Source organism: Streptomyces sp. 63XJN7_1_ISO-PGPR-S23-121 (genome assembly GCF_056173025.1).
Genome location: NZ_CM149653.1, coordinates 5,627,725 through 5,648,266, shown reverse-complemented (window position 1 = coordinate 5,648,266; position 20,542 = coordinate 5,627,725). Strand labels below are relative to the sequence as shown.

The following is a 20,542-nucleotide window of genomic DNA, read 5'->3' as shown; positions in this document are numbered from 1 at the left end:
AGTTGCCCACCTCATGACCGTCCGTACCGCTGTCCGCGCCGCCGTCGTACCCGCCGTAGGCTCCCCGCTGGAGGTCACCGAGATCGAGCTGCCGGAGCCGGGCCCCGGCCAGGTCCGGGTGAGGCTCGCCGCCGCCGGGGTCTGCCACTCCGACCTGTCCCTGTCCAACGGCACCATGCGCGTGCCGCTCCCCGCCGTCCTCGGCCACGAGGGCGCCGGCACCGTCGTCGCCGTCGGCGAGGGCGTCACACAGGTCGCGCCCGGCGACGGCGTCGTCCTCAACTGGGCCCCGTCCTGCGGCACCTGCCACCCCTGCTCGCTCGGCGAGGTCTGGCTGTGCGCCGACGCCCTGGCCGGCGCCGCGAACACGCACGCCCACCGCGCCGACGACGGCACCGCCCTGCACCCCGGCCTGAACGTCGCCGCGTTCGCCGAGGAGACGGTGGTGTCCGCGTCCTGCGTCCTGCCCAGCCCGGACGGCGTCCCGCTCACCGACGCCGCCCTGCTGGGCTGCGCCGTGCTCACCGGGTACGGCGCCGTCCACCACTCGGCCCGGGTCCGGGAGGGCGAGACGGTCGCCGTGTTCGGCGTCGGGGGAGTGGGCCTCGCCGCCCTCCAGGCGGCCCGGATCGCGGGCGCCCCGACGATCGTCGCGGTCGACGTCTCCCCGGAGAAGGAGGAACTGGCCCGCGCCGCCGGCGCCACCGACTACCTGGTCGCCTCCGACGACACCGCCCGCGAGATCCGCGCCCTCACCGGCAAGCAGGGCGTCGACGCGGCCGTCGAGTGCGCCGGCCGCGCGGTCACCATCCGGACGGCCTGGGACTCCACCCGGCGCGGCGGCCGCACCACGGTCGTCGGCATCGGCGGCAAGGACCAGCAGGTCACCTTCAACGCCCTGGAGATCTTCCACTGGGGCCGCACCCTGTCCGGCTGCGTCTACGGCAACGCCGACCCGGCCCGGGACCTCCCGGTGCTGGCCGAGCACATCCGCACCGGCCGGCTGGACCTGGGAACCCTGGTGACGGAACGCATCGCCCTGGACGGCATCCCGGCGGCCTTCGAGAACATGCTGGCGGGCAAGGGCGGCCGGGCGCTGGTGATCTTCTAACGCCTCGCGTCCGCGGGGCGCGGCTCCGGGGCCCCGCCCGGCTCCGGAGCCGCCGCCGCGCGCATCCTGGACCGCGACACCGCCACGCCCGCCAGGCACAGCGCCCCGCCCGCCAGGGTCAGCGGCCCCGGCACCTCGCGGAGCGCCAGCCACGACATCAGGACGACGAGGGCGGGCACCGCATAGGTCGTCGCCCCCATCCGGCCGGCGGTGGTCCGGGCCAGGGCGTACGCCCACGTCGTGAACGCCAGGGCGGTCGGGAACACGCCCAGGTAGACCACGTTGAGCGTCGCGGAGGCGGGCGCCGTCGCCGCCTCCCGCACCAGCTGTCCGGCGAACGGCAGGCAGAGCACCGCCCCGACCAGGCACCCGAACGTCGTCACCTGGAGCGCGCTCGCCCGGCCCAGCGCCGGCTTCTGGGCGACCACCCCGCCCGCGTACGCCACGGCCGCCAGCAGGCACAGCACCACCCCGAAGAGCGAGGAACCGCCCTCGCCGGACATCGACAGGCCCACGGTCACCGCTCCGGCGAACGACACCGCCATCCCCGTCACCAGCCGCGGCGGCAGCGCGTCCCCGAGCAGCCGGGCGCCCAGCAGCGCGATGAGGATCGGCCCGACGTTCACCACCAGGGCGGCCGTACCGGCGTCCACCTGCTGCTCGCCCCAGTTCAGGACGACCATGTAGAAGCCGAACCACAGCAGCCCGGATATCGCGATCCCCCGCCAGGCCGCCCGGGGCGGCAGCCCCTCCCGGCGCACCAGGCAGATCGCCCCGAGCGTCAGCGCGCCCGACAGCAGCCGCCCGAGCGCCAGCGCGCCAGGCGAGTAGGCCTCGCCCGCGCTGCGGATGGAGACGAAGGCGGAGGCCCACAGGACGACGGTGACCGTGGCGGCGCCTGCGGCGAGAAGTCCGGCACGGCGGGACGGGGCGGTGCTCATCATGCTCCAGAGGCTAGGAGGGCGGGAGGCGGGGGACCGGCGGATTCCGGACGGGGAGCGCGCTCAGCGCAGCGCCGACGGGTCGATGCCCAGCAGATCGGACAGCGCGTCCTCGCCGGCCGGTGTCACCCTGACCGCCCGCTCCGAGCCGATGCGCACGCACCAGCCAGCGTCCAGGGCGTGCCGGCACAGGGCCGCGCCCGCGACGCCCGCGAGGTGGGGGCGGCGTTCGGTCCAGTCCAGGCAGGCCCGGGCCAGCGGGCGGCGCTTCGTGCGGTCGAGGCGGATCCCGGCGGCGTCGAACCAGCCGAGTCCCGCGTCGGTGAGCGCGAAGCCGGTGTCCTGGCGCAGCAGCCCGCGCCCGGTCAGCGCGTCGGTGACCGTGATCCCGAGCCGCCCGGCGAGGTGGTCGTAGCAGGTGCGCCCGCGGGCCATCGCCGACCCGGCGCTCGACGCGCGGAGGGTGCGCGGACGCCGGGCCGCCGCCTCGGGCGCGACCTGCGCGGCCAGGTCCTCGACGAGGTGCGCGATCCGCTCGTCGGCCAGCCTGACGTACCGGTGCCGTCCCTGGCGTTCCTCGGTGAGCAGGCCGCCGGCGACGAGCTTGCCGAGGTGCTCGCTGAGCGTCGACGGGGCGACGCCCGCGTGCCGGGCCAGCTCGCCCGCGGTCCACGCCCGCCCGTCGAGCAGCGCCAGCAGGCAGGCGGCCCGGGTCTCGTCGGCGATGAGCCCGGCCAGCCGCGCGAGTCCGGGCGCCTCGCCGTCCTTGTCGGTCATGCGTCCAGGATGCGGCACGGACATGTCGGCGGGCGCCGAAGTGTCCTCACGCGTCCGGCGCCGCCTGCTCGTACTGCCGCGCCAGACCGTCCAGCAGGGCCGTCAGGCCGGTCTCGAAGGCCCGCTCGTCGATCTTCTCCTGCTGCTCGGCCAGGAGGTGCGCCTTGCCGAGGTGGGGATAGTCGGCGGGATCGTAGGCGCCGGCGTCGTCCGGGAACCCCCGCGCGAAGGAGCCGAGCGCGGAGCCCATGACGAAGTACCGCATGAGCGCGCCGATGGACGTGGCCTGGGCCGGCGGCCAGCCCGCCGCGACCATCGCCCCGTAGACGGCGTCCGCGAGGCGCAGGGCGGCCGGGCGGCGGCCGGGCCCGTGGGCCAGCACCGGGACGATGTTGGGGTGGTCCCGCAGGGCCGCCCGGTAGGAGACGGCCCAGTCGTGCAGCGCGGTCCGCCAGTCCCGGCCGTCCTCGAACATCGACAGGTCGACCTGCGCGCTGACCGAGTCGGCGACGGCCTCCAGGATCTCGTCCTTGGTGCGGAAGTGGTTGTAGAGCGAGGGCCCGCTGACCCCCAGTTCCGCGGCGAGCCGGCGCGTGGAGACGGCGGCGAGGCCCTCCGCGTCCACCAGCGCGCGGGCCGTCTCGACGATCCGGTCGGTGCTGAGCAGGGGCTTGCGCGGTCGGGCCATGGCGCACATAGTAGGGCTGCGGCCGTAAACTAGCAGTGCTAATTTAAATGTCCGGCTTTCGAGGTACGGCCGCCCGGATCCGTCTTCTGTGGGGTGACCCGTCATGAACCTGGAGCTCAGCGAGGAGCAGACCGCCGTACGGCAGCTCGCCCGGGACTTCGTGGAGCGCGAGATCGCCCCCCACGTCGTCGCCTGGGACCGCGCCGAGGAGGTGGACCGGTCCATCGTCAGGAAACTCGGCGAGGTCGGCTTCCTCGGGCTCACCGTCGACGAGGAGTACGGCGGCTCCGGCGGCGACCACCTCGCGTACTGCCTGGTGACGGAGGAGCTGGGGCGCGGCGACAGCTCCGTGCGCGGGGTCGTCTCCGTCTCCCTCGGGCTGGTCGCCAAGACGATCGCCGCCTGGGGGAACGAGGAGCAGAAACGCCGCTGGCTGCCGGGGTTGACCTCCGGCGAGTACGTCGGCTGCTTCGGCCTGACCGAACCCGGCACCGGGTCGGACGCCGGGAACCTGTCCACCCGCGCGGTCCGCGACGGCGACGACTACGTCGTCAACGGCACCAAGATGTTCATCACCAACGGCACCTGGGCCGATGTCGTCCTGCTCTTCGCCCGCTCCACCGACGCCCCCGGCCACAAGGGCGTCTCCGCCTTCCTGGTGCCCACCGACACCCCCGGCCTGACCCGCCGCACCATCCACGGCAAGCTGGGGCTGCGCGGACAGGCCACCGCGGAACTGGTCCTGGAGGACGTCCGCGTCCCCGCCTCCGCGATGCTGGCCCCCGAGGGCAAGGGCTTCTCGGTCGCGATGTCGGCGCTCGCCAAGGGGCGGATGTCGGTCGCGGCCGGCTGCGTCGGCATCGCCCAGGCCGCCCTGGACGCGGCCGTGCGGTACGCGGGCGAACGCGAGCAGTTCGGCAGGACCATCGCCCACCACCAGCTGGTGCAGGAACTGATCAGCGACATCGCCCTCGACGTGGACGCGGCCCGGCTGCTGACCTGGCGGGTCGCCGACCTGATCGACCGGGGGCGGCCCTTCGCCCTCGAGTCCTCCAAGGCCAAGCTCTTCGCCTCGGAGGCCGCCGTCCGCGCCGCCAACAACGCGCTCCAGGTCTTCGGCGGCTACGGCTACATCGACGAGTACCCGGCCGGCAAGCTGCTGCGCGACGCCCGCGTGATGACCCTCTACGAGGGCACCAGCCAGATCCAGAAACTGGTCATCGGGCGCGCGCTGACGGGCGTCTCGGCCTTCTGAGTACCCGACCTGAGTACGTCGGCGGATGTGGCCGCGGCCACATCCGCCGACGCTTGTCCCCATGAGTGACACACCGGTCAAGCAGCAGAGCACCGCCGCCTTCTACGGACAGGCCGTCGCCTCGTTCGCGGTCGCCATGATCGCCACCTCCATCGGCATCTACAACCTCCAGGCCGACGCCTGGGTGCGCGCCTTCCTCGCCATCGCCGTTCTGTACCTCGTCACGTCCGCCTTCACCCTGGCGAAGATCATCCGGGACCGGCAGGAGGCGGGGCAGATCGTCAGCCGGGTCGACCAGGCCCGGCTGGAGAAACTCCTCGCCGAGCACGACCCCTTCGAGAAGCTGGGGTGACGTGCGCCGCAGGGCGCCCCTAAGCGCCCGCTCAGCTTCGGCGGTATGGTGGAGCTCCTGTCACCGAGAGGGGCGAACAAGCGATGAGTACGGCGGCCGAGACGGCGGGCGGCGACACCGAGCCGTGGGAAGAGGTCACGCCCGACGCGGCCCGGCGACTGCTGGTCGCCGCCGTGGAGGCCTTCGCCGAGCGCGGGTACCACGCGACCACGACCCGCGACATCGCCGGGCGGGCCGGCATGAGCCCGGCCGCGCTCTACATCCACTACAAGACCAAGGAAGAGCTGCTCCACCGCATCAGCCGGATCGGCCACGACCGGGCGCTCGGCATCCTGCGCACGGCGGCCGAGGGCGAGGGCAGCGCCACGGAACGGCTCGCCGACGCCGTCAGCTCCTTCGTGCGCTGGCACGCCGGGCGGCGCACCACCGCCCGGGTGGTGCAGTACGAGCTGGACGCGCTCGGGCCGGACGCCCGTGCCGAGATCGTCGCGCTGCGCCGCCAGGTCGACGCCGAGGTGCGCGGCATCATCGAGGAGGGTGTGGCCTCGGGCGAGTTCGAGGTGGCGGACGTGCAGGGCACGACGCTCGCCGTGCTCTCCCTGTGCATCGACGTCGCCCGCTGGTTCAACGTGAACGGCCCCCGCACGCCCGACGAGGTCGGCGCGCTCTACGCCGACCTCGTGCTGCGGATGGTGCGGGCCAAGGAGCCCGGCGCCGCTCAGGCGCGGTAGCGGCTCACAGGTAGTAGCGCGAGACGGACTCGGCGACGCACACCGGCTTGTCGCCGCCCTCGCGCTCCACCGTGAAGGCGACGGCCACCTGGATCCCTCCCTTGACGTCCTCGACGCCGGTGATCGCCGCCGTGGCGCGCAGCCGTGAGCCGACCGGGACGGGGGAGGGGAAACGGACCTTGTTGGTGCCGTAGTTGACGCCCATCTTCACGCCCTCGACCCTGATCAGCTGCGGTCCGAAGAGCGGGAGCAGCGACAGGGTCAGGTACCCGTGCGCGATGGTGGTGCCGAACGGGCCCGCGGCGGCCTTCTCCGGGTCCACGTGGATCCACTGGTGGTCGCCGGTCGCCTCCGCGAACAGGTCGATCCGCTTCTGGTCGACCTCCAGCCAGTCGGTGTACCCCAGCCGCTCGCCCACCGCCGCCTTCACGTCGTCGGCGGATGTGAAGATCCTCGGCTCTGCCATGTCCCGGCCTCCCGCGTCAAAGGTGTCGTGGCCCTGTTCGTCCAGTGCCTGCTCGACCATGCTAAGCAACTGCTTAGCATGGTGGTCCGTGACGCCCATGTCAACGGACCGCCGGGTGAGCGGGTGGGTAGGGTCTGGGGAGTGCCTCAGATTCCCGAGAAGATCCACGAGCTCACGGTCGGTCAGCTCGCCGCCCGCAGCGGCGCCGCCGTCTCCGCCCTGCACTTCTACGAGTCCAAGGGCCTGATCAGCAGTCGCCGCACCTCGGGCAACCAGCGCCGCTTCAGCCGCGACGCGCTGCGCCGGGTCGCCTTCGTGCGGGCCGCGCAGCGGGTCGGCATCCCGCTCGCCACGATCCGGGAGGCGCTGGCCGAGCTGCCGGAGGGACGCACGCCCACCGAGGAGGACTGGGCGCGGCTCTCGCAGGCCTGGCGCTCCGAGCTGGACGAGCGCATCAAGCAGCTGAACCGGCTGCGCGACCACCTCACCGACTGCATCGGCTGCGGCTGCCTGTCCCTGGAGACCTGCGTCCTGTCCAACCCCGACGACGCCTTCGGCGTGAGCCGCGCGGGCTCCCGCCTGCTGGTGGAACGGAAGAACGGAACGGGGCCGGCCGGCCACCGCGAGGCGCCGGCGCCCGACCCGGCGTGCTGCGACTGACCCCGCCCGACACGTGTTCCCGGGGTACGGCGCGGGGGTGGCCCGGCCGCGGGATGCCGCATCCGCGTCCGCCGCGTCCCGCCCGGTTCACGCCCCGCGGCGCCGGGCCGTCCGCCACTCGGCGAGGCCCGCCCCGACCAGTTCGGCGTTCGAACGGGCGGGCCGGCCGTCCGGCAGGAGCAGGGTGTCCTCCAGGCCGACGCGGGTCGCGAGGCCCAGCCGGCCGGCCAGCCGCAGCACCGGCCAGGCGCCGCCGTCCTCGCCGTGCAGCAGCACCGGGCGGCCGTGCGCCGTGCCCAGGCCGCACAGCAGGGCCCGCGCGGACGCCTCCGCGGTCCCGGCGCCGGGGTCCGTGACCTCCGCCAGTACCCGCAGCACCCTCGGTCCCAGCGGCGAGCGCGCGAACCGCTCGGCGCCGTCCGTGCCGGACCAGACGCCCGCCTCGACGCCCACCCCCCGCTCGATCAGCGCGGCCGCGACCGTCTCGGCGCCCGGCTCGTGCCAGTTGACGGAGGCGTGGTCGGGCAGTGCCTCCCAGCTCCGCACCCGCGCGGCCCGGGCGTCCGGATCGGGCTCGGCCCAGGCCCCCGTGGTCACCCCCACCGGCACCGGTGCCGGCAGCCGCGCCCGTACCGCCTCCAGGGTCACCGCGAGCACCCGCGGCGACAACGTGTCCTGCCCGCACGGGGTCTTGGGATGGACGTGGACGTCCGTGGCCCCGGCGGCCACCGCCCCGGCCACGGCGTCCGCCATCGCCTCCGGCGTCAGCGGCACCACCGCGCCGTCGGCGGCCCCGCGGGCACCGTTCACACAGACCTGCACCGTTCCCCCAGGAATCCGGGCGCCGCGGACGGCGCCCGCGGGCCGCAGGGGGTGCGGCGTCACCGGCGCACCCCCTCGGCCACTACGCCGACATCAGCAGCCGTTCACGCCGGGCGTCCGCCAGGGCCTCCGGCGTCAGCACCGGCCGCGGCACCAGGATTCCGCAGTCGGTGCAGACCGGGCCCGTCGACGGCTCGTGGTCCAGGTCGTACCTCCAGACCAGCCGGTCCCCGTCGCACACCGGGCACACCACTCCCGGTTCGCGCTCCAGGGCCGAGATGAGCCGGCGCAGCACCTCCGCCAGCGGCCCGTCGGGATGGAGCCTCGGGTCGTCGCACCAGGCCACCCCGAAACCGCCCCAGGTCAGCCGGTGCCAGTCGTCCACACTTCCCGGCCTGCGCAGACCGTCGTGCTTCTCCTTCCTGCGCCGCTCGGCGAACTCCACCTCGTAGGCGAGCCACACCGAACGGGCCTCCTCCAGTTCCTCCAGTGCGGCCACGAGCCGCGCCGGGTCGGGGGAGCGGTCCTCGGGGCCGAAGCCGGCCCGCGAGCACAGATGGTCCCAGGTCGCCCTGTGCCCGTAAGGGGCGAACCGCTCAAGGCACTTGCGCAGCGAGTAGCGCCGTAGCGCCAGGTCGCACCGTGGATCTCGGACCTGTCTCGCCAGACTCCGGAAACCGGCCATCGCCCTGCACCTCCGTCACACCTGCACCTGTACTTCGGTCACTTCGGTGTCGTCGTGGGGAGTCGCCCTCCCGACGTCACCGAGTAGACGTATCGACACGCGATTCGGCTCCCTCCGATTTCCGACACCTCCCACCAGCCGATCGCAACCTCTTCGAAAACTGACGCATGTTCATCTTCCAACTCGGGGATACCGGCGGTAACGTCCGGGCCCACCCCTGTCGGGAGGAGCTGCCATGCAACGGCGCACCCCACGTAACGCCCTTGACAGACTGAGAACTCCCCGCGGCTTCCACGGGTTCCTGAAGAGCGCGTCGCTATGCGCCCTCATCGCCGGTCTTTTGTCGCCGCTTTCCCCCGCGGTGGCCGCCGGCACGGGTACCACCACCCCCACGGCCGTGCGGGCGGCGGCCGACGACCACTGCGGCGGACGGTGTTCGGACATCCTGCCGCCCGGCCAGAACGGCAACGCCACCCTCGCCCAGATCCTCCTCAACCAGGCCTTCGGCACCCAGCCCGCGCACGCCGAGGACCAGCTCGGCCCCTACGCGAACCTGGCCTCCGGCTACTCCGGCCTCACCAACGACAAGATCAACACCTTCTTCGGGGACGCCTCCTTCGGCGTCCCCGCCGACCAGGTCGCCTCCACCCTCCGCCCCGCCGGACGCGCCGACGTCACGATCGTCCGCGACAAGAGGACCGGCGTGCCGCACATCACCGGCACCACCCGCTACGGCACCGAGTTCGGCGCCGGCTACGCCGCGGCCCAGGACCGGCTCTGGCTGATGGACCTCTTCCGGCACGTCGGACGCGGCCAGTTGACGTCCTTCGCCGGCGGCGCCCCCGCCAACCAGGGGCTGGAGCAGCAGTTCTGGCGCAGCGCCCCCTACACCGAGGCCGACCTGGAGGCGCAGATCGAGAGCGCCGCCGCCAAGGCCGGCGAGCGCGGCGAGCAGGCCCTCGCCGACGTGGACGCCTACGTCGCCGGCGTCAACGCCTACATCGACGCCTCCGACAAGGGCCGCTACTTCCCCGGCGAGTACGTCCTGACCGGCCACAAGGACGCCATCACCAACGCGGGAACCATCGAGCCCTTCCGGCGCACCGACCTGATCGCCCTGGCCTCCGTCATCGGCTCCCTCTTCGGCGCCGGAGGCGGCGGCGAGGTCAACAACGCCCTCTCGCTGCTCGCCGCCCAGGAGAAGTACGGCGTCGCCGAGGGCACCAAGGTCTGGGAGTCCTTCCGCCAGCGCAACGACCCCGAGGCTGTCCTCACCCAGCAGGACGGCAGCTTCCCGTACCTGCCCCGCCCCGACGCCCCCCAGGGCCGCGCCCTCCCGGACGAGGGCTCGGTGCGGGCGGAGCCCCTGGTGTACGACCGCACCGGCAGCGCCGGCGCGGCGAGCGCGACCGGCGCCACCGCCACGGCGGCCGACGCGGCCGTCACCTCGGCCCGGCGCGGCATGTCCAACGCCCTGGTCGTCAGCGGGAAGCACACCGCGAGCGGCGACCCGGTCGCCGTGTTCGGCCCGCAGACCGGCTACTTCGCGCCCCAGCTGCTCATGCTCCAGGAACTCCAGGGACCGGGCCTGAGTGCCCGCGGCGCCTCCTTCGCGGGCCTGAGCATGTACGTCGAGCTCGGCCGCGGCCAGGACTACGCCTGGAGCGCGACCACCTCCGGCCAGGACATCATCGACACCTACGCGGTCGAGCTGTGCCAGGACGACTACCACTACCTCTACCGCGGAACCTGCACGCCGATGGAGAAGATCGAGCGCCGGAACGCCTGGAAGCCGACCGTCGCCGACGGCACCGCGGCCGGCTCCTACACGATGCGCGTCTGGCGCACGAAGTACGGACCCGTGGAGCACCGCGCGACGGTCGGCGGCAAGAAGGTCGCCTACACCACGCTGCGCTCGTCCTACCTGCACGAGGCCGACTCGATCATCGGCTTCCAGATGCTCAACGACCCCGACTACGTCGACGGCCCGGAACGCTTCCAGAGCGCGGTGCAGCACATCAACTACACCTTCAACTGGTTCTACGCCGACTCCGAGCACACCGCGTACTACAACAGCGGCGACAACCCGGTACGGGCGAACGGCGTCGACGCCGAGTTCCCGGTCTGGGCGCGCGACGCGTACGAGTGGCAGGGCTGGGACCCGGCGGCCAACACCGCCCGCTACACGCCCGCGTCGGCCCACCCCCGCTCCGTCGACCAGGACTACTACATCTCCTGGAACAACAAGCAGGCCAAGGACTACCCGGCCGCCTCCTGGGGCAACGGCTCGGTCCACCGCGGCGATCTCCTCGACGACCGGGTGAGGAGACTGGTCGCCCAGGGGGGCGTCACCCGGGCCGCGCTGGTGAAGGCCATGGCCGAGGCGGGCCTCGCCGACCTGCGGGCCGAGGACGTGGTGCCCGGCCTGCTGAAGGTGATCGAGTCCACGCCGGTGACCGACCCCGCGGCCAGGACGGCCGTGGACCGGCTCAAGGGGTGGCTGGCGGCGGGTGCCCTGCGCACGGAGACCTCGGCCGGCGCGAAGAAGTACGCCCACGCCGACGCGATCCGCACCCTGGACGCCTGGTGGCCGCTGCTGGTGAAGGCCGAGTTCGAGCCGGGTCTCGGCAGCGACCTCTACACCGCCTTCACCCGCAACCTGCCCGTCGACGAGTCGCCGTCCGCCGGCCACGGCCCGACCGGGGCCCACGCCGGCAGCGCCTTCCAGTACGGCTGGTGGAGCTACGTCGACAAGGACGTCCGGTCGGTGCTCGGCGAGCCGGTCAAGGGCCCGCTGGCGCGGCGGTACTGCGGCGGGGGCGACCTCGCCGCCTGCAGGGACGCCCTGGTCTCCACCCTGAAGGAGGCCGCGGGCCGTACCCCCGCCCAGGTCTACCCGGGCGACGACAACTGCTCCGCGGGCGACCAGTGGTGTGCCGACTCGGTGATCCACCGTACCCTCGGCGGCATCAAGCACGGCGGCATCAGCTGGCAGAACCGGCCGACCTACCAGCAGGTCGTGGAGTTCACGTCCCACAGGTGACCGGCCGGCACCGCGGTCAGCGGTAGAGGAGGTACTGGCGGCGCGTCCTGCGGAACGCCGCCAGTTCCCGCTCCCAGCCGTCCACCACCTCGTCGGTGTCCGCGCCCGCGTCGATCATCGTGCGCACCTGTGTGGAGCCGGTGAGCTTGTCGATCCAGTTGTCCGGCCGCCAGGCGAAGCCGTCCCAGCTCCGCCTGGCGGTCACCAGCAGCGCGATCCCGGTGCGTACCGGGTCGAAGGCGGCCCGGTCGTGCACGTGGAGCTGCACGCCGCCGACCGTCCTGCCCTGGAACTTGGAGAAGGTGGGCGCGAAGTACGCCTCCCGGAACCGCACGCCGGGCAGGCCGAGTTCGTTCGCCGCGGCGGCCCAGCGCCCGTCGACGCCCTCCGCGCCGAGCAGTTCGAACGGGCGGGTGGTGCCGCGTCCCTCCGACAGGTTCGTGCCCTCGAACAGACACGTGCCCGAGTAGACCAGAGCCGTCTCCGGGGTCGGCATGTTCGGGCTCGGCGGTACCCAGGGCAGCCCGGAGGCGTCGTAGAACTCCGACCGCTTCCAGCCCGTCATCGTGACGGTCTCCAGCGGCACGGGCGACGGCAGGAACTCGCCGTTGAACAGGAGCGCCAGCTCGGCGACGGTCATGCCGTGCGCCTGGGCGATCGGCCGCCGCCCGACGAAGGTGGCGAACTCCTCGTGCAGGACGGGCCCCAGGGCCGCCCGCCCGGTCACCGGGTTCGGCCGGTCCAGCACCACGAACCGCTTGCCCGCGAGCCGCGCCGCCTCCATGCAGTCGTACAGCGTCCAGATGTACGTGTAGAAACGCGCGCCCGCGTCCTGGATGTCGAAGACGACGGTGTCCACGCCGGACGCCGTGAAGACGTCGGCGAGCGGCTGCCCGCTCTTCAGGTACGTGTCGTAGACGGGCAGCCCGGTCGCCGGGTCGTCGTAACGGCCCTCGGAGCCGCCCGCCTGAGCGGTGCCGCGGAAGCCGTGCTCGGGACCGAAGACCGCCGTCAGGTTCACCCGCCCGTCGGCGTGCATCACGTCCACGATGTGGCGCACGTCCCGGGTGATGCCGGTGGGGTTGGTGACGATGCCGACCCGCTCGCCCTCGAGCAGGGCGTAGCCGTCGTCGGCCAGTCGTTCGAACCCGGTGCGCAGCCGGCGTCCGCCGCCCGAGGGGGCGGCCTGGGCCGGCCCGGCGGTGGCGGCCGTGGCGGTGGCCGCCACCGCGGCCGTGGTGGCGAGCAGGTTCCGTCTGGACAGCGTCATGCGGTGACCTCCGTGATCGCGGCGGGTGTCATGCGCACGCACGCTAACCCGCGCCCCCCGCCCCGGGGAACGACGCGAACCGCGGTTCACCTCTTCCGCCCGGCATACCGACTGGTTAGTCTGGCGTCCGGCAGCGCCCGAGCCGTGTCGAAGGAGACCGATGGTGGAAGCCGTGCAGGATGCCGGAGTCGTCGTCACCGGGGCAGGAGGCGGCATCGGCGCCGCGCTGGCCCGCCGCTTCGCGGCCGAGGGCGCCCGGGTCGTCGTCAACGACCTCGACGCCGGGCGGGCGAAGGCCGTCGCCGAGGAGATCGGCGGCATCGCGGTCCCCGGGGACGCATCCGCGATCATCACCGAGGCCCGCGACGCGCTGGGCGGCACGGTGGACGTCTACTGCGCCAACGCCGGGGTCGGATCCGGCGGTTCCGAGGCGGCCGAGGAGTCCGTCTGGGCCCTCGCCTGGGACGTCAACGTCATGGCCCACGTGCGCGCGGCCCACGCACTGCTCCCCGGCTGGCTGGAGCGCGGCGCCGGCCGCTTCGTCTCGACCGTCTCGGCGGCCGGACTGCTCACCATGATCGGCGCCGCCCCCTACAGCGTCACCAAGCACGGCGCCTACGCCTTCGCCGAGTGGCTGTCCCTCACGTACCGCCACCGCGGCGTCAAGGTCCACGCGATCTGCCCGCAGGGCGTGCGCACCGACATGCTGACCGCGAGCGGCAGCGCGGGCGAGCTGGTGCTCGCCCCGACCGCGATCGAGCCCGGGGAGGTGGCGGACGCCCTCTTCAAGGGCATCGAGGACGACCGCTTCCTGATCCTGCCGCACCCCGAGGTCGCCGAGTACTACCAGGCCCGCGCGGCCGAACCCGACCGCTGGCTGCGCGGGATGAACCGCCTCCAGCGGCAGTGGGAGGCGACGGCACGATGACCGGCTCCCGTTACGCGGCCAAGCCGTGGCTGGACCTCCTCACCGACGTCCAGAAGGTCCCGCTCGACCCGGACGCCTCCCTGGTGCACAGCCTGCGCCGGGCCGCCGCCGAGGCCCCCGACCGCGCCTTCCTCGCCTACTTCGACGGCCGCCTGACCTACCGCGAGGCCGACGAGCTGAGCGACTCCGTCGCCGGGCACCTCACCGCCCGCGGCCTGGAGCGCGGCGACCGGGTGGCGGTCCTGCTGCAGAACTCCCCGCACTTCGTGCTCGCCGTCCTCGGCGCCTGGAAGGCGGGCGCGGTCGTCGTGCCCGTCAACCCCATGTACAAGTCGGGAGAGGTCGGCCACGTCCTGCGCGACGCCGAGGTGGCCGCCCTGGTCTGCTCCGACCGGGCCTGGAAGGGCTACCTGCGCGAGGCGGCCGCCGGCTCGCCGGTGCGGACGGTGCTCACGGCCTGCGAGCTGGACTTCCAGACCAGGGGCGACGCCCGCGTGCTGACCTTCGAGCGGCTGCCGCCGGCCACCGACGCCGACGACCTCACCGAGGTGGCCCGCGCCGGCCACAAGGCGCCCGGGGACCGCGACCCCGAGCCCGCCGGCACCGCGCTCATCAGCTACACCTCGGGCACCAGCGGCACGCCCAAGGGCGCCACCAACACGCACCGCAACATCATGTACAACGCCGAGCGGCAGCGCACCGGCCTCGGCCTGCCCGAGGCGCCGGTGTACTTCGCGCTGGCTCCGCTGTTCCACATCACCGGCATGGTCTGCCAGCTCGGCGCCTGCCTGAACAGCGCGGGCACGCTCGTCCTGGCGTACCGCTTCGAGGCGGGCGTCGTCCTGGACGCGTTCGCCGAGCACCGGCCGCACTACACGGTCGGCCCGTCCACCGCCTTCATGGCGCTGGCCGCCCACCCCTCCGTCACCCGCGAGCACTTCGCGTCCTTCGCCAACATCTCCTCCGGCGGCGCCCCCCTGCCGCCCGCACTGGTGGAGAAGTTCCGCGCGGGCTTCGGCCCGTACATCCGCAACGGCTACGGGCTCACCGAGTGCACCGCGCCCTGCGCCTCCGTACCGCCCCACCTCGAGGCACCCGTCGACCCGGTCTCCGGGACCCTCGCCGTGGGCGTCCCCGGCCCCGAGACGGTCGTCCGGATCCTGGACGACCGGGGCGAGGAGGTGCCGTTCGGCGAGCAGGGCGAGATCGTCGTCAGCGGCCCGCAGGTCGTCCCCGGCTACTGGCGCCGTCCCGACGCCACCGCCGAGACCTTCCCCGGCGGCGAGCTGCGCACCGGCGACATCGGCTTCATGGACGACCGGGGCTGGCTCTACGTCGTCGACCGCAAGAAGGACATGATCAACGCGTCCGGCTTCAAGGTCTGGCCGCGCGAGGTCGAGGACGTCCTCTACACCCACCCGGCGGTGCGCGAGGCCGCCGTCGTCGGCGTGCCCGACGGGTACCGCGGGGAGACGGTCAAGGCCTACATCAGCCTGAGGCCGGGCGCCGACACCGACCCGGATGCGCTGGCCGCGTACTGCAAGGAGAGACTGGCCGCCTACAAATACCCGCGTCAGGTGGAGATCCTGACCGACTTGCCGAAGACGGCGAGTGGGAAGATCCTCCGTCGGGAACTGCGTTCCCGTACGCACGACGACGGACAGTGAGACAACGGAAAGGCAGGTGACGGCAGTGCCCAGGACCACGGACGGGGACGGCACTCCGGTGCCGCAGCGGCTCCTGGCCGCCGCCACCCGGCTCTTCGCGGAGCAGGGCTACGACCGCACCTCGGTGCAGGAGATCGTGGAGGCGGCCGGCGTCACCAAGGGCGCGCTGTACCACTACTTCGGCTCCAAGGACGACCTCCTGCACGAGGTGTACGCGCGCGTGCTGCGCCTCCAGCAGGAGCGCCTGGACGCCTACGCGGACTCCGACGGGCCGGTCGAGGACCGGGTGCGCGACGCGGCGGCCGACGTGGTCGTCACCACCATCGACAACCTCGACGACGCGTCGATCTTCTTCCGCTCGATGCACCAGCTCAGCCCGGAGAAGAACAAGCAGGTCCGCGCCGAGCGCCGGCGCTACCACGAGCGCTTCCGGGCGCTCATCGAGGAGGGCCAGCGGGCCGGCGTCTTCACCAAGGAGGTCCCGGCCGACCTCGTCGTGGACTACCACTTCGGCTCCGTGCACCACCTGTCGACCTGGTACCGCCCCGACGGCCCGCTCAGCCCGCAGGAAGTGGCCGACCACCTGGCCGACCTGCTGCTGCGGGCGCTGCGTCCGTGAGCCTGCCCGTGAGGTGATCGGCCAGGGCCGCCGCCGCGGAATTGCGCGGCCGCGGCCCGCGCCCGGCCAGCACGACCGTACGGCCCGGCTCCGGCTGCCGGACGGCCACGCACGGCAGTCCGGCCCGCTCGCCGATCCGCCGCGGCACGAACGCCACCCCGATCCCGGCCCGCACCAGATCGACCAGCAGCCCGATCTGGGTGACATCACAGGTGATACGGCGCTCCAGGCCGCAGTGCGCCGCCAGCCGCCGCACCGCCGTCTCCAGGCCGGTGCCCGCGCGGAAGTCGACGAACGGCTCCTCGGCGAGGTCCCTGGGCGCGCGGACCACCACTGCTCCGGCGGCTACTGGACGTACTTCTTGATCTCCCGGCGCGCCAGCGAGCGCTGGTGCACCTCGTCCGGGCCGTCGGCGAGCATCAGCGTGCGGGCGCCGGCGTACAGCTCGGCCAGCGGGAAGTCCTGGCTCACGCCGCCCGCGCCGTGCAGCTGGATCGCCCGGTCGAGGATGCCGACCACCGCGCGCGGAGTGGCGATCTTGATGGCCTGGATCTCGGTGTGGGCGCCGCGGTTGCCGACGGTGTCCATCAGCCAGGCGGTCTTGAGCACCAGCAGCCGCAGCTGCTCGACGGTGACCCGCGCGTCCGCGATCCAGTTCTGCACGACGCCCTGCTGGGCCAGCGCCTTGCCGAAGGCCGTGCGGGAGGTCGCCCGCCGGCACATCAGCTCGATGGCCCGCTCGGCCATGCCGATCAGCCGCATGCAGTGGTGGATCCGGCCGGGACCGAGCCGCGCCTGGGCGATGGCGAAGCCGCCGCCCTCCTCGCCGATCAGGTTCGACACCGGCACGCGCGCGTGGTCGAAGGTCACCTCGGCGTGGCCGCCGTGGTAGTGGTCCTCGTAGCCGAAGACCTGCATCGCCCGGTTGACGGTCACGCCGGGCGTGTCCCTGGGGACCAGCACCATGGACTGCTCGCGGCGGATGTCCTCGCCGTCCGGGTCCGTCTTGCCCATCACGATGAAGATCCGGCAGTCCGGGTTCATCGCCCCGGAGATGTACCACTTGCGGCCCGTGACGACGTACTCGTCGCCGTCGCGCTCGATGTGCGTGGTGATGTTCGTGGCGTCCGAGGAGGCCACGTCCGGCTCGGTCATCGCGAACGCCGAGCGGATCTCCCCGGCGAGCAGCGGCTGGAGCCACTGCTTCTTCTGCGCCTCGTCCCCGAACTGGGCCAGCACCTCCATGTTCCCGGTGTCGGGCGCCGCGCAGTTCGTCGCCGTCGGCGCCAGCTGCGGGCTGCGGCCGGTGATCTCGGCGAGCGGCGCGTACTGGAGGTTGGTCAGGCCCGCCCCGTGCTCGGCGTCGGGCAGGAAGAGGTTCCACAGGCCCTGACGGCGGGCCTCGGCCTTGAGGTCCTCCACGACCTGCGGGGTGTCCCAGGGAGAGGCGAGCCGGGCGCGCTGCTCGTGGGCGGTCCGCTCGGCCGGGTAGACGTACTCGTCCATGAAGGCGAGCAGCCTGGCGCGGAGTTCGTCGGTGCGTGCGTCGAACGCGAAGTCCATGACGGATCAGCCTTCCTGAAGGGTGGTCAGGCCGTGCTCGATGAAGACGGGGACGAGTTCGCCGATGCGGTCGAAGCCGCGGCCGACCGTCTGGCCCAGCGTGTAGCGGTAGTGGATGCCCTCCAGGATCACGGCGAGCTTGAACCAGGCGAACGCCGTGTACCAGGCCACCGCGGTCACGTCGCGCCCCGAGCGCGCGGCGTACCGCTCGATCAGCTCGGTGGGGGCGGGGTGGCCGGGCGCCTGGGCCGTGGTGGAGACGGGGGAGTCGGGCAGGCCGAGCGGGCTGCTGTACATCACCAGCAGCCCGAGGTCGGTCAACGGGTCGCCCAGCGTGGACATCTCCCAGTCGAGGATCGCCCGGATCCCGTCGCCCTCCCCGCCGATCAGGACGTTGTCGAGGCGGTAGTCGCCGTGCACGACCGTGGGCGCGGGGGAGCGGGGCAGTTCCCGGCCGAGCGTGGCGTGCAGTTCGTCGATGCCGGCCAGGTCGCGGTTGCGGGAGGCGTCGAGCTGCTTGGCCCAGCGGCGCAGTTGGCGGTCCAGGAAGCCCTCGGGCCGGCCGAAGTCGTCTAGGCCCACCTCGACGGGGTCCACCGCGTGCAGCCCGACCAGCGTGTCGACGAGGTTCAGCACGGCCGCCCGGGTGCGCTCGGGTCCGAGGGGGGCGAGCTGCTCGGCGGTGCGGTAGGGGACGCCGTCCACGAACTCCATGACGTAGAAGGGCGCTCCGAGCACCTCCTCGTCCTCGCACAGCAGCACCGGGCGTGGCACCGGCACGTCCGTCGGGTGCAGGGCGCTGATCACCCGGTGCTCGCGCCTCATGTCGTGCGCGGTGGCCAGCACGTGGCCCAGCGGGGGGCGCCGCACGACCCACCGGGAGGTGCCGTCCGACACCGCGTAGGTGAGGTTCGACCGTCCGCCCTCGATCAGCCGGCCGGACAGCGGGCCGGTCACCAGACCGGGCCGCTCGCGGTCGAGCAGGGTGCGCAACCGGTCGAGATCGAGTCCGGGCGGGTGGTCGGGGCTCATGGACGCTCCTCGGGCAGACGAAGAATACCCGACTCATGATGCCGACCGGTCGGTATGGCGTCCAGTGGGCGAGCGGAACGTGACCGGGGCCACCCTAGCGGCCGTCCCCGCGGTCACCGCCGGGCGGGCCGCCACACGGGTGTCGCGTGATCGGTGCGTATCCGGCCGTTCCGCTTGCGTGGCGTCCCTGCACCCCGGAGGGTCGAAGCCATGAAGGCGATCAGCTACGCACGGTACGGCGGCCCCGAGGTGCTGGAGTACGGAGACGTCCGCGATCCGCGGGTGGGTCCGGACGCGGTCCTGCTGAAGGTGCGGGCCGCCGCCGTCAACCCGGTGGACTGGAAGTGCCGCGAGGGCCACCTCGACGCACTCCTCGAACCGGTGTTCCCGGTGGTCCCGGGCTGGGACGTGTCGGGGGTCGTCGTGCAGCCGGGCGCGGCCGTCACCGAGTTCGCCGTCGGGGACGAGGTGATCGGCTACGTCCGCGAGGACTTCCTCTCCCGGGGCACCTTCGCCGAGTACGTGGCGGCACCCGTGCGCACCCTCGCGCGCAAGCCGCGCAACCTCTCCTACGAGGAGGCGGCCGGTCTCCCGCTGGCCGGCCTGACCGCCTACCAGGTCCTGGTGAAGGCCCTGCGGGTCAAGCGCGGCGAGACCGTTCTCGTGCACGCCGCCGCGGGCGGGGTCGGCTCGATCGCCGTCCAGCTGGGCCGGCACCTGGGCGCGCGGGTCATCGGTACGGCCAGTGAGCGCAACCACGACTACGTGCGGGGGCTCGGCGGGGAGCCGGTGTCGTACGGGGAGGGCCTGGCCGAACGGGTGCGGGGGCTGGCGCCCGAGGGCGTGGACGCGGTGTTCGACACGGTCGGCGGCGAGACGCTGCGGACCTCGGCGAACCTGCTGGCCACCGAGGGCCGCCTGGTGTCGATCGCCGACCCGGACGCCGTCGACTACGGCGGGCGGTACTTCTTCGTACGCCCCGACGCCGAGGACCTGCTGCGGCTGACCGAGCTGGCGGAGCAGGGGGTGGTCGCGGTGCACGTGTCGGAGACGTTCCCGCTGGAGCGGGCGGCGGACGCCTACCGGCGGAACGAGGAGGGGCGGACGCGGGGGAAGATCGTGGTGACGGTGGACTGGGAGGCGGACGGGGCGCCGGACGCGTCCTAGAGGACGAGGAACGCGCCGCACACCGCCAGTCCCATCGTGCACAGCGCGGCCGCCGCGGCGTTGCCGGGGGCGACGACCCGGGGGGTGCCCGCCGCGGCGAGGGCGCGGATGCGGCGGTGCGCGATGGCCAGGAAGACCAGCCAGAGCGCGCAGCACAGCGCCGTGGCGACGACCGAGGAAGGGGTCGGGCCGTCGTGCAGCGCGGCCTTCGCGGCGAGCACGGCGACGACGGTGCCGGACAGGGTCGTGCGGCGCCAGGCGAGCCGGGTGCGCTCGGGCTGGAGCCCGGGGTCGCGGTCCGGTGCGGTCATCCTTCCCACCCGGCGAGGACCACGACGACCATGACGAGGGCGACCACCGCGACCACCAGGCCGAGCAGCGTGGGGAAGCGGGAGACGGGGAGGTCCTCGCCGCGGCGCATGGCCCGCTCGCAGCGCACCCAGTGGTTGACGGCCCGCAGGGAGCACAGGACGCCGGCCGCGAGGAGCGCGAGGGCGAGTCCGACCCGCCAGCCCCAGCGCAGGTCGGGCAGGAACTGGTCCACCGCGAAGCCGCCGCCGATCAGGGCGAGGGCGGTGCGCAGCCAGGCCAGGAAGGTGCGCTCGTTGGCCAGCGAGAACCGGTAGTCGGGCGTCACGCCCTCCTGCCGCACCTCCTCGGGCGAGAACCAGAGCCGGAGGTTCCGTACGAATGCGATCACCCGGGGACCCTACCGGCCGACGCCGGCACGACATCCCGCAAGGGCACGGCCGACAGCCGCCCCAC

General features: G+C 73.3%; 22 protein-coding genes. 10 read left to right on the top strand and 12 right to left on the bottom strand.

The genetic code is table 11. From position 1 onward, the window contains the following. Window positions 1-13 precede the first annotated feature (13 nt). Entirely contained in the window at window positions 14-1,111 is a 1,098-nt protein-coding gene (locus tag AC0VYN_RS25170) for a Zn-dependent alcohol dehydrogenase (protein WP_475532798.1), read from the top strand. On the opposite strand, the gene AC0VYN_RS25165 is transcribed toward AC0VYN_RS25170, so the two are convergent. The 3 genes from AC0VYN_RS25165 to AC0VYN_RS25155 form a co-directional block, all read right to left on the bottom strand. Then, window positions 1,108-2,052: a DMT family transporter gene (locus AC0VYN_RS25165; RefSeq protein WP_475536982.1), complete on the bottom strand. Its 945-nt coding sequence runs from the start codon at window positions 2,050-2,052 to the stop codon at window positions 1,108-1,110. The two genes, AC0VYN_RS25170 and AC0VYN_RS25165, sit on opposite strands and share 4 nt — an antisense overlap. Before the next feature lie 63 nt (window positions 2,053-2,115). Continuing rightward, window positions 2,116-2,829: an ArsR/SmtB family transcription factor gene (locus AC0VYN_RS25160; protein WP_475532797.1), complete on the bottom strand. Its 714-nt coding sequence runs from the start codon at window positions 2,827-2,829 to the stop codon at window positions 2,116-2,118. A 46-nt stretch (window positions 2,830-2,875) separates the two neighbouring features. Further along, the gene (locus AC0VYN_RS25155; RefSeq protein WP_475532796.1) at window positions 2,876-3,517 is read right to left on the bottom strand and encodes a TetR/AcrR family transcriptional regulator; all 642 of its coding nucleotides are present in this window, start codon (window positions 3,515-3,517) and stop codon (window positions 2,876-2,878) included. A 103-nt stretch (window positions 3,518-3,620) separates the two neighbouring features. Between AC0VYN_RS25155 and AC0VYN_RS25150 the strand changes: the two genes are divergently transcribed. From AC0VYN_RS25150 to AC0VYN_RS25140, 3 genes are all read left to right on the top strand, one after another. Continuing rightward, window positions 3,621-4,772 carry an acyl-CoA dehydrogenase family protein gene (locus AC0VYN_RS25150; RefSeq protein ID WP_475532795.1) on the top strand — a complete coding sequence of 384 codons (1,152 nt, stop codon included), beginning with the start codon at window positions 3,621-3,623 and terminating at the stop codon, window positions 4,770-4,772. A gap of 61 nt (window positions 4,773-4,833) precedes the next feature. Beyond that, on the top strand, window positions 4,834-5,124 hold the full coding sequence (locus AC0VYN_RS25145; protein WP_385470729.1) for a YiaA/YiaB family inner membrane protein: 291 nt from the start codon (window positions 4,834-4,836) through the stop codon (window positions 5,122-5,124). Window positions 5,125-5,207: 83 nt separating this feature from the next. After that, window positions 5,208-5,855: a TetR-type transcription factor C-terminal domain-containing protein gene (locus AC0VYN_RS25140; protein WP_475532794.1), complete on the top strand. Its 648-nt coding sequence runs from the start codon at window positions 5,208-5,210 to the stop codon at window positions 5,853-5,855. Window positions 5,856-5,859: 4 nt separating this feature from the next. Here the strand turns inward: AC0VYN_RS25140 and AC0VYN_RS25135 are convergent, their stop codons facing one another. Continuing rightward, window positions 5,860-6,321, bottom strand: coding sequence for a MaoC family dehydratase (locus tag AC0VYN_RS25135; RefSeq protein ID WP_475536981.1), 462 nt, complete (start codon window positions 6,319-6,321; stop codon window positions 5,860-5,862). Window positions 6,322-6,462: 141 nt separating this feature from the next. Between AC0VYN_RS25135 and soxR the strand changes: the two genes are divergently transcribed. After that, window positions 6,463-6,981, top strand: a complete 519-nt coding sequence (gene soxR, locus AC0VYN_RS25130) for a redox-sensitive transcriptional activator SoxR (RefSeq protein WP_385470733.1) — start codon at window positions 6,463-6,465, stop codon at window positions 6,979-6,981. An 87-nt stretch (window positions 6,982-7,068) separates the two neighbouring features. Here the strand turns inward: soxR and AC0VYN_RS25125 are convergent, their stop codons facing one another. After that, the gene (locus AC0VYN_RS25125) at window positions 7,069-7,803 is read right to left on the bottom strand and encodes a 3-keto-5-aminohexanoate cleavage protein (RefSeq protein ID WP_475536980.1); all 735 of its coding nucleotides are present in this window, start codon (window positions 7,801-7,803) and stop codon (window positions 7,069-7,071) included. A gap of 82 nt (window positions 7,804-7,885) precedes the next feature. Next, window positions 7,886-8,488 carry a hypothetical protein gene (locus AC0VYN_RS25120; RefSeq protein ID WP_475532793.1) on the bottom strand — a complete coding sequence of 201 codons (603 nt, stop codon included), beginning with the start codon at window positions 8,486-8,488 and terminating at the stop codon, window positions 7,886-7,888. Between the two features lie 235 nt (window positions 8,489-8,723). Between AC0VYN_RS25120 and AC0VYN_RS25115 the strand changes: the two genes are divergently transcribed. Then, window positions 8,724-11,531, top strand: coding sequence for a penicillin acylase family protein (locus AC0VYN_RS25115; RefSeq protein ID WP_475532792.1), 2,808 nt, complete (start codon window positions 8,724-8,726; stop codon window positions 11,529-11,531). Window positions 11,532-11,547: 16 nt separating this feature from the next. Here the strand turns inward: AC0VYN_RS25115 and AC0VYN_RS25110 are convergent, their stop codons facing one another. Continuing rightward, the gene (locus tag AC0VYN_RS25110) at window positions 11,548-12,801 is read right to left on the bottom strand and encodes an exo-beta-N-acetylmuramidase NamZ family protein (RefSeq protein ID WP_451627817.1); all 1,254 of its coding nucleotides are present in this window, start codon (window positions 12,799-12,801) and stop codon (window positions 11,548-11,550) included. 160 nt (window positions 12,802-12,961) lie between these two features. On the opposite strand from AC0VYN_RS25110, the gene AC0VYN_RS25105 reads away from it, so the two are divergent. The 3 genes from AC0VYN_RS25105 to AC0VYN_RS25095 are packed head-to-tail and all read left to right on the top strand — an operon-like array spanning window position 12,962 to window position 16,015. Beyond that, window positions 12,962-13,729 (top strand): SDR family oxidoreductase, encoded by a 768-nt coding sequence (locus AC0VYN_RS25105; protein WP_475532791.1) that lies wholly within the window; start codon window positions 12,962-12,964, stop codon window positions 13,727-13,729. Next, window positions 13,726-15,396 carry a class I adenylate-forming enzyme family protein gene (locus AC0VYN_RS25100; protein WP_475532790.1) on the top strand — a complete coding sequence of 557 codons (1,671 nt, stop codon included), beginning with the start codon at window positions 13,726-13,728 and terminating at the stop codon, window positions 15,394-15,396. Before AC0VYN_RS25105 ends, AC0VYN_RS25100 begins: the two co-directional genes overlap by 4 nt. Before the next feature lie 25 nt (window positions 15,397-15,421). Further along, window positions 15,422-16,015 carry a TetR/AcrR family transcriptional regulator gene (locus tag AC0VYN_RS25095; protein ID WP_385472760.1) on the top strand — a complete coding sequence of 198 codons (594 nt, stop codon included), beginning with the start codon at window positions 15,422-15,424 and terminating at the stop codon, window positions 16,013-16,015. Here AC0VYN_RS25095 and AC0VYN_RS25090 read toward each other — a convergent pair. From AC0VYN_RS25090 to AC0VYN_RS25080, 3 genes are read right to left on the bottom strand one after another with little or no spacing between them, the layout of a single operon-like run. Beyond that, on the bottom strand, window positions 15,954-16,346 hold the full coding sequence (locus AC0VYN_RS25090) for a LysR substrate-binding domain-containing protein (RefSeq protein WP_475532789.1): 393 nt from the start codon (window positions 16,344-16,346) through the stop codon (window positions 15,954-15,956). The genes AC0VYN_RS25095 and AC0VYN_RS25090 overlap by 62 nt on opposite strands. A 14-nt stretch (window positions 16,347-16,360) precedes the next feature. Further along, entirely contained in the window at window positions 16,361-17,578 is a 1,218-nt protein-coding gene (locus AC0VYN_RS25085) for an acyl-CoA dehydrogenase family protein (RefSeq protein WP_475532788.1), read from the bottom strand. 6 nt (window positions 17,579-17,584) lie between these two features. Continuing rightward, window positions 17,585-18,610, bottom strand: coding sequence for a phosphotransferase family protein (locus AC0VYN_RS25080; protein ID WP_475532787.1), 1,026 nt, complete (start codon window positions 18,608-18,610; stop codon window positions 17,585-17,587). Window positions 18,611-18,820: 210 nt separating this feature from the next. Between AC0VYN_RS25080 and AC0VYN_RS25075 the strand changes: the two genes are divergently transcribed. After that, on the top strand, window positions 18,821-19,777 hold the full coding sequence (locus tag AC0VYN_RS25075) for an NADP-dependent oxidoreductase (protein WP_475532786.1): 957 nt from the start codon (window positions 18,821-18,823) through the stop codon (window positions 19,775-19,777). On the opposite strand, the gene AC0VYN_RS25070 is transcribed toward AC0VYN_RS25075, so the two are convergent. Both AC0VYN_RS25070 and AC0VYN_RS25065 read right to left on the bottom strand, forming a co-directional pair. Then, a complete protein-coding gene (locus AC0VYN_RS25070; RefSeq protein WP_475532785.1) occupies window positions 19,774-20,088 on the bottom strand; it encodes a DUF202 domain-containing protein in 315 nt (104 codons plus the stop codon). The genes AC0VYN_RS25075 and AC0VYN_RS25070 overlap by 4 nt on opposite strands. Continuing rightward, complete coding sequence (locus AC0VYN_RS25065) at window positions 20,085-20,477, bottom strand: YidH family protein (protein WP_475532784.1); 393 nt, start codon at window positions 20,475-20,477, stop codon at window positions 20,085-20,087. Before AC0VYN_RS25065 ends, AC0VYN_RS25070 begins: the two co-directional genes overlap by 4 nt. Window positions 20,478-20,542: the final 65 nt, after the last annotated feature.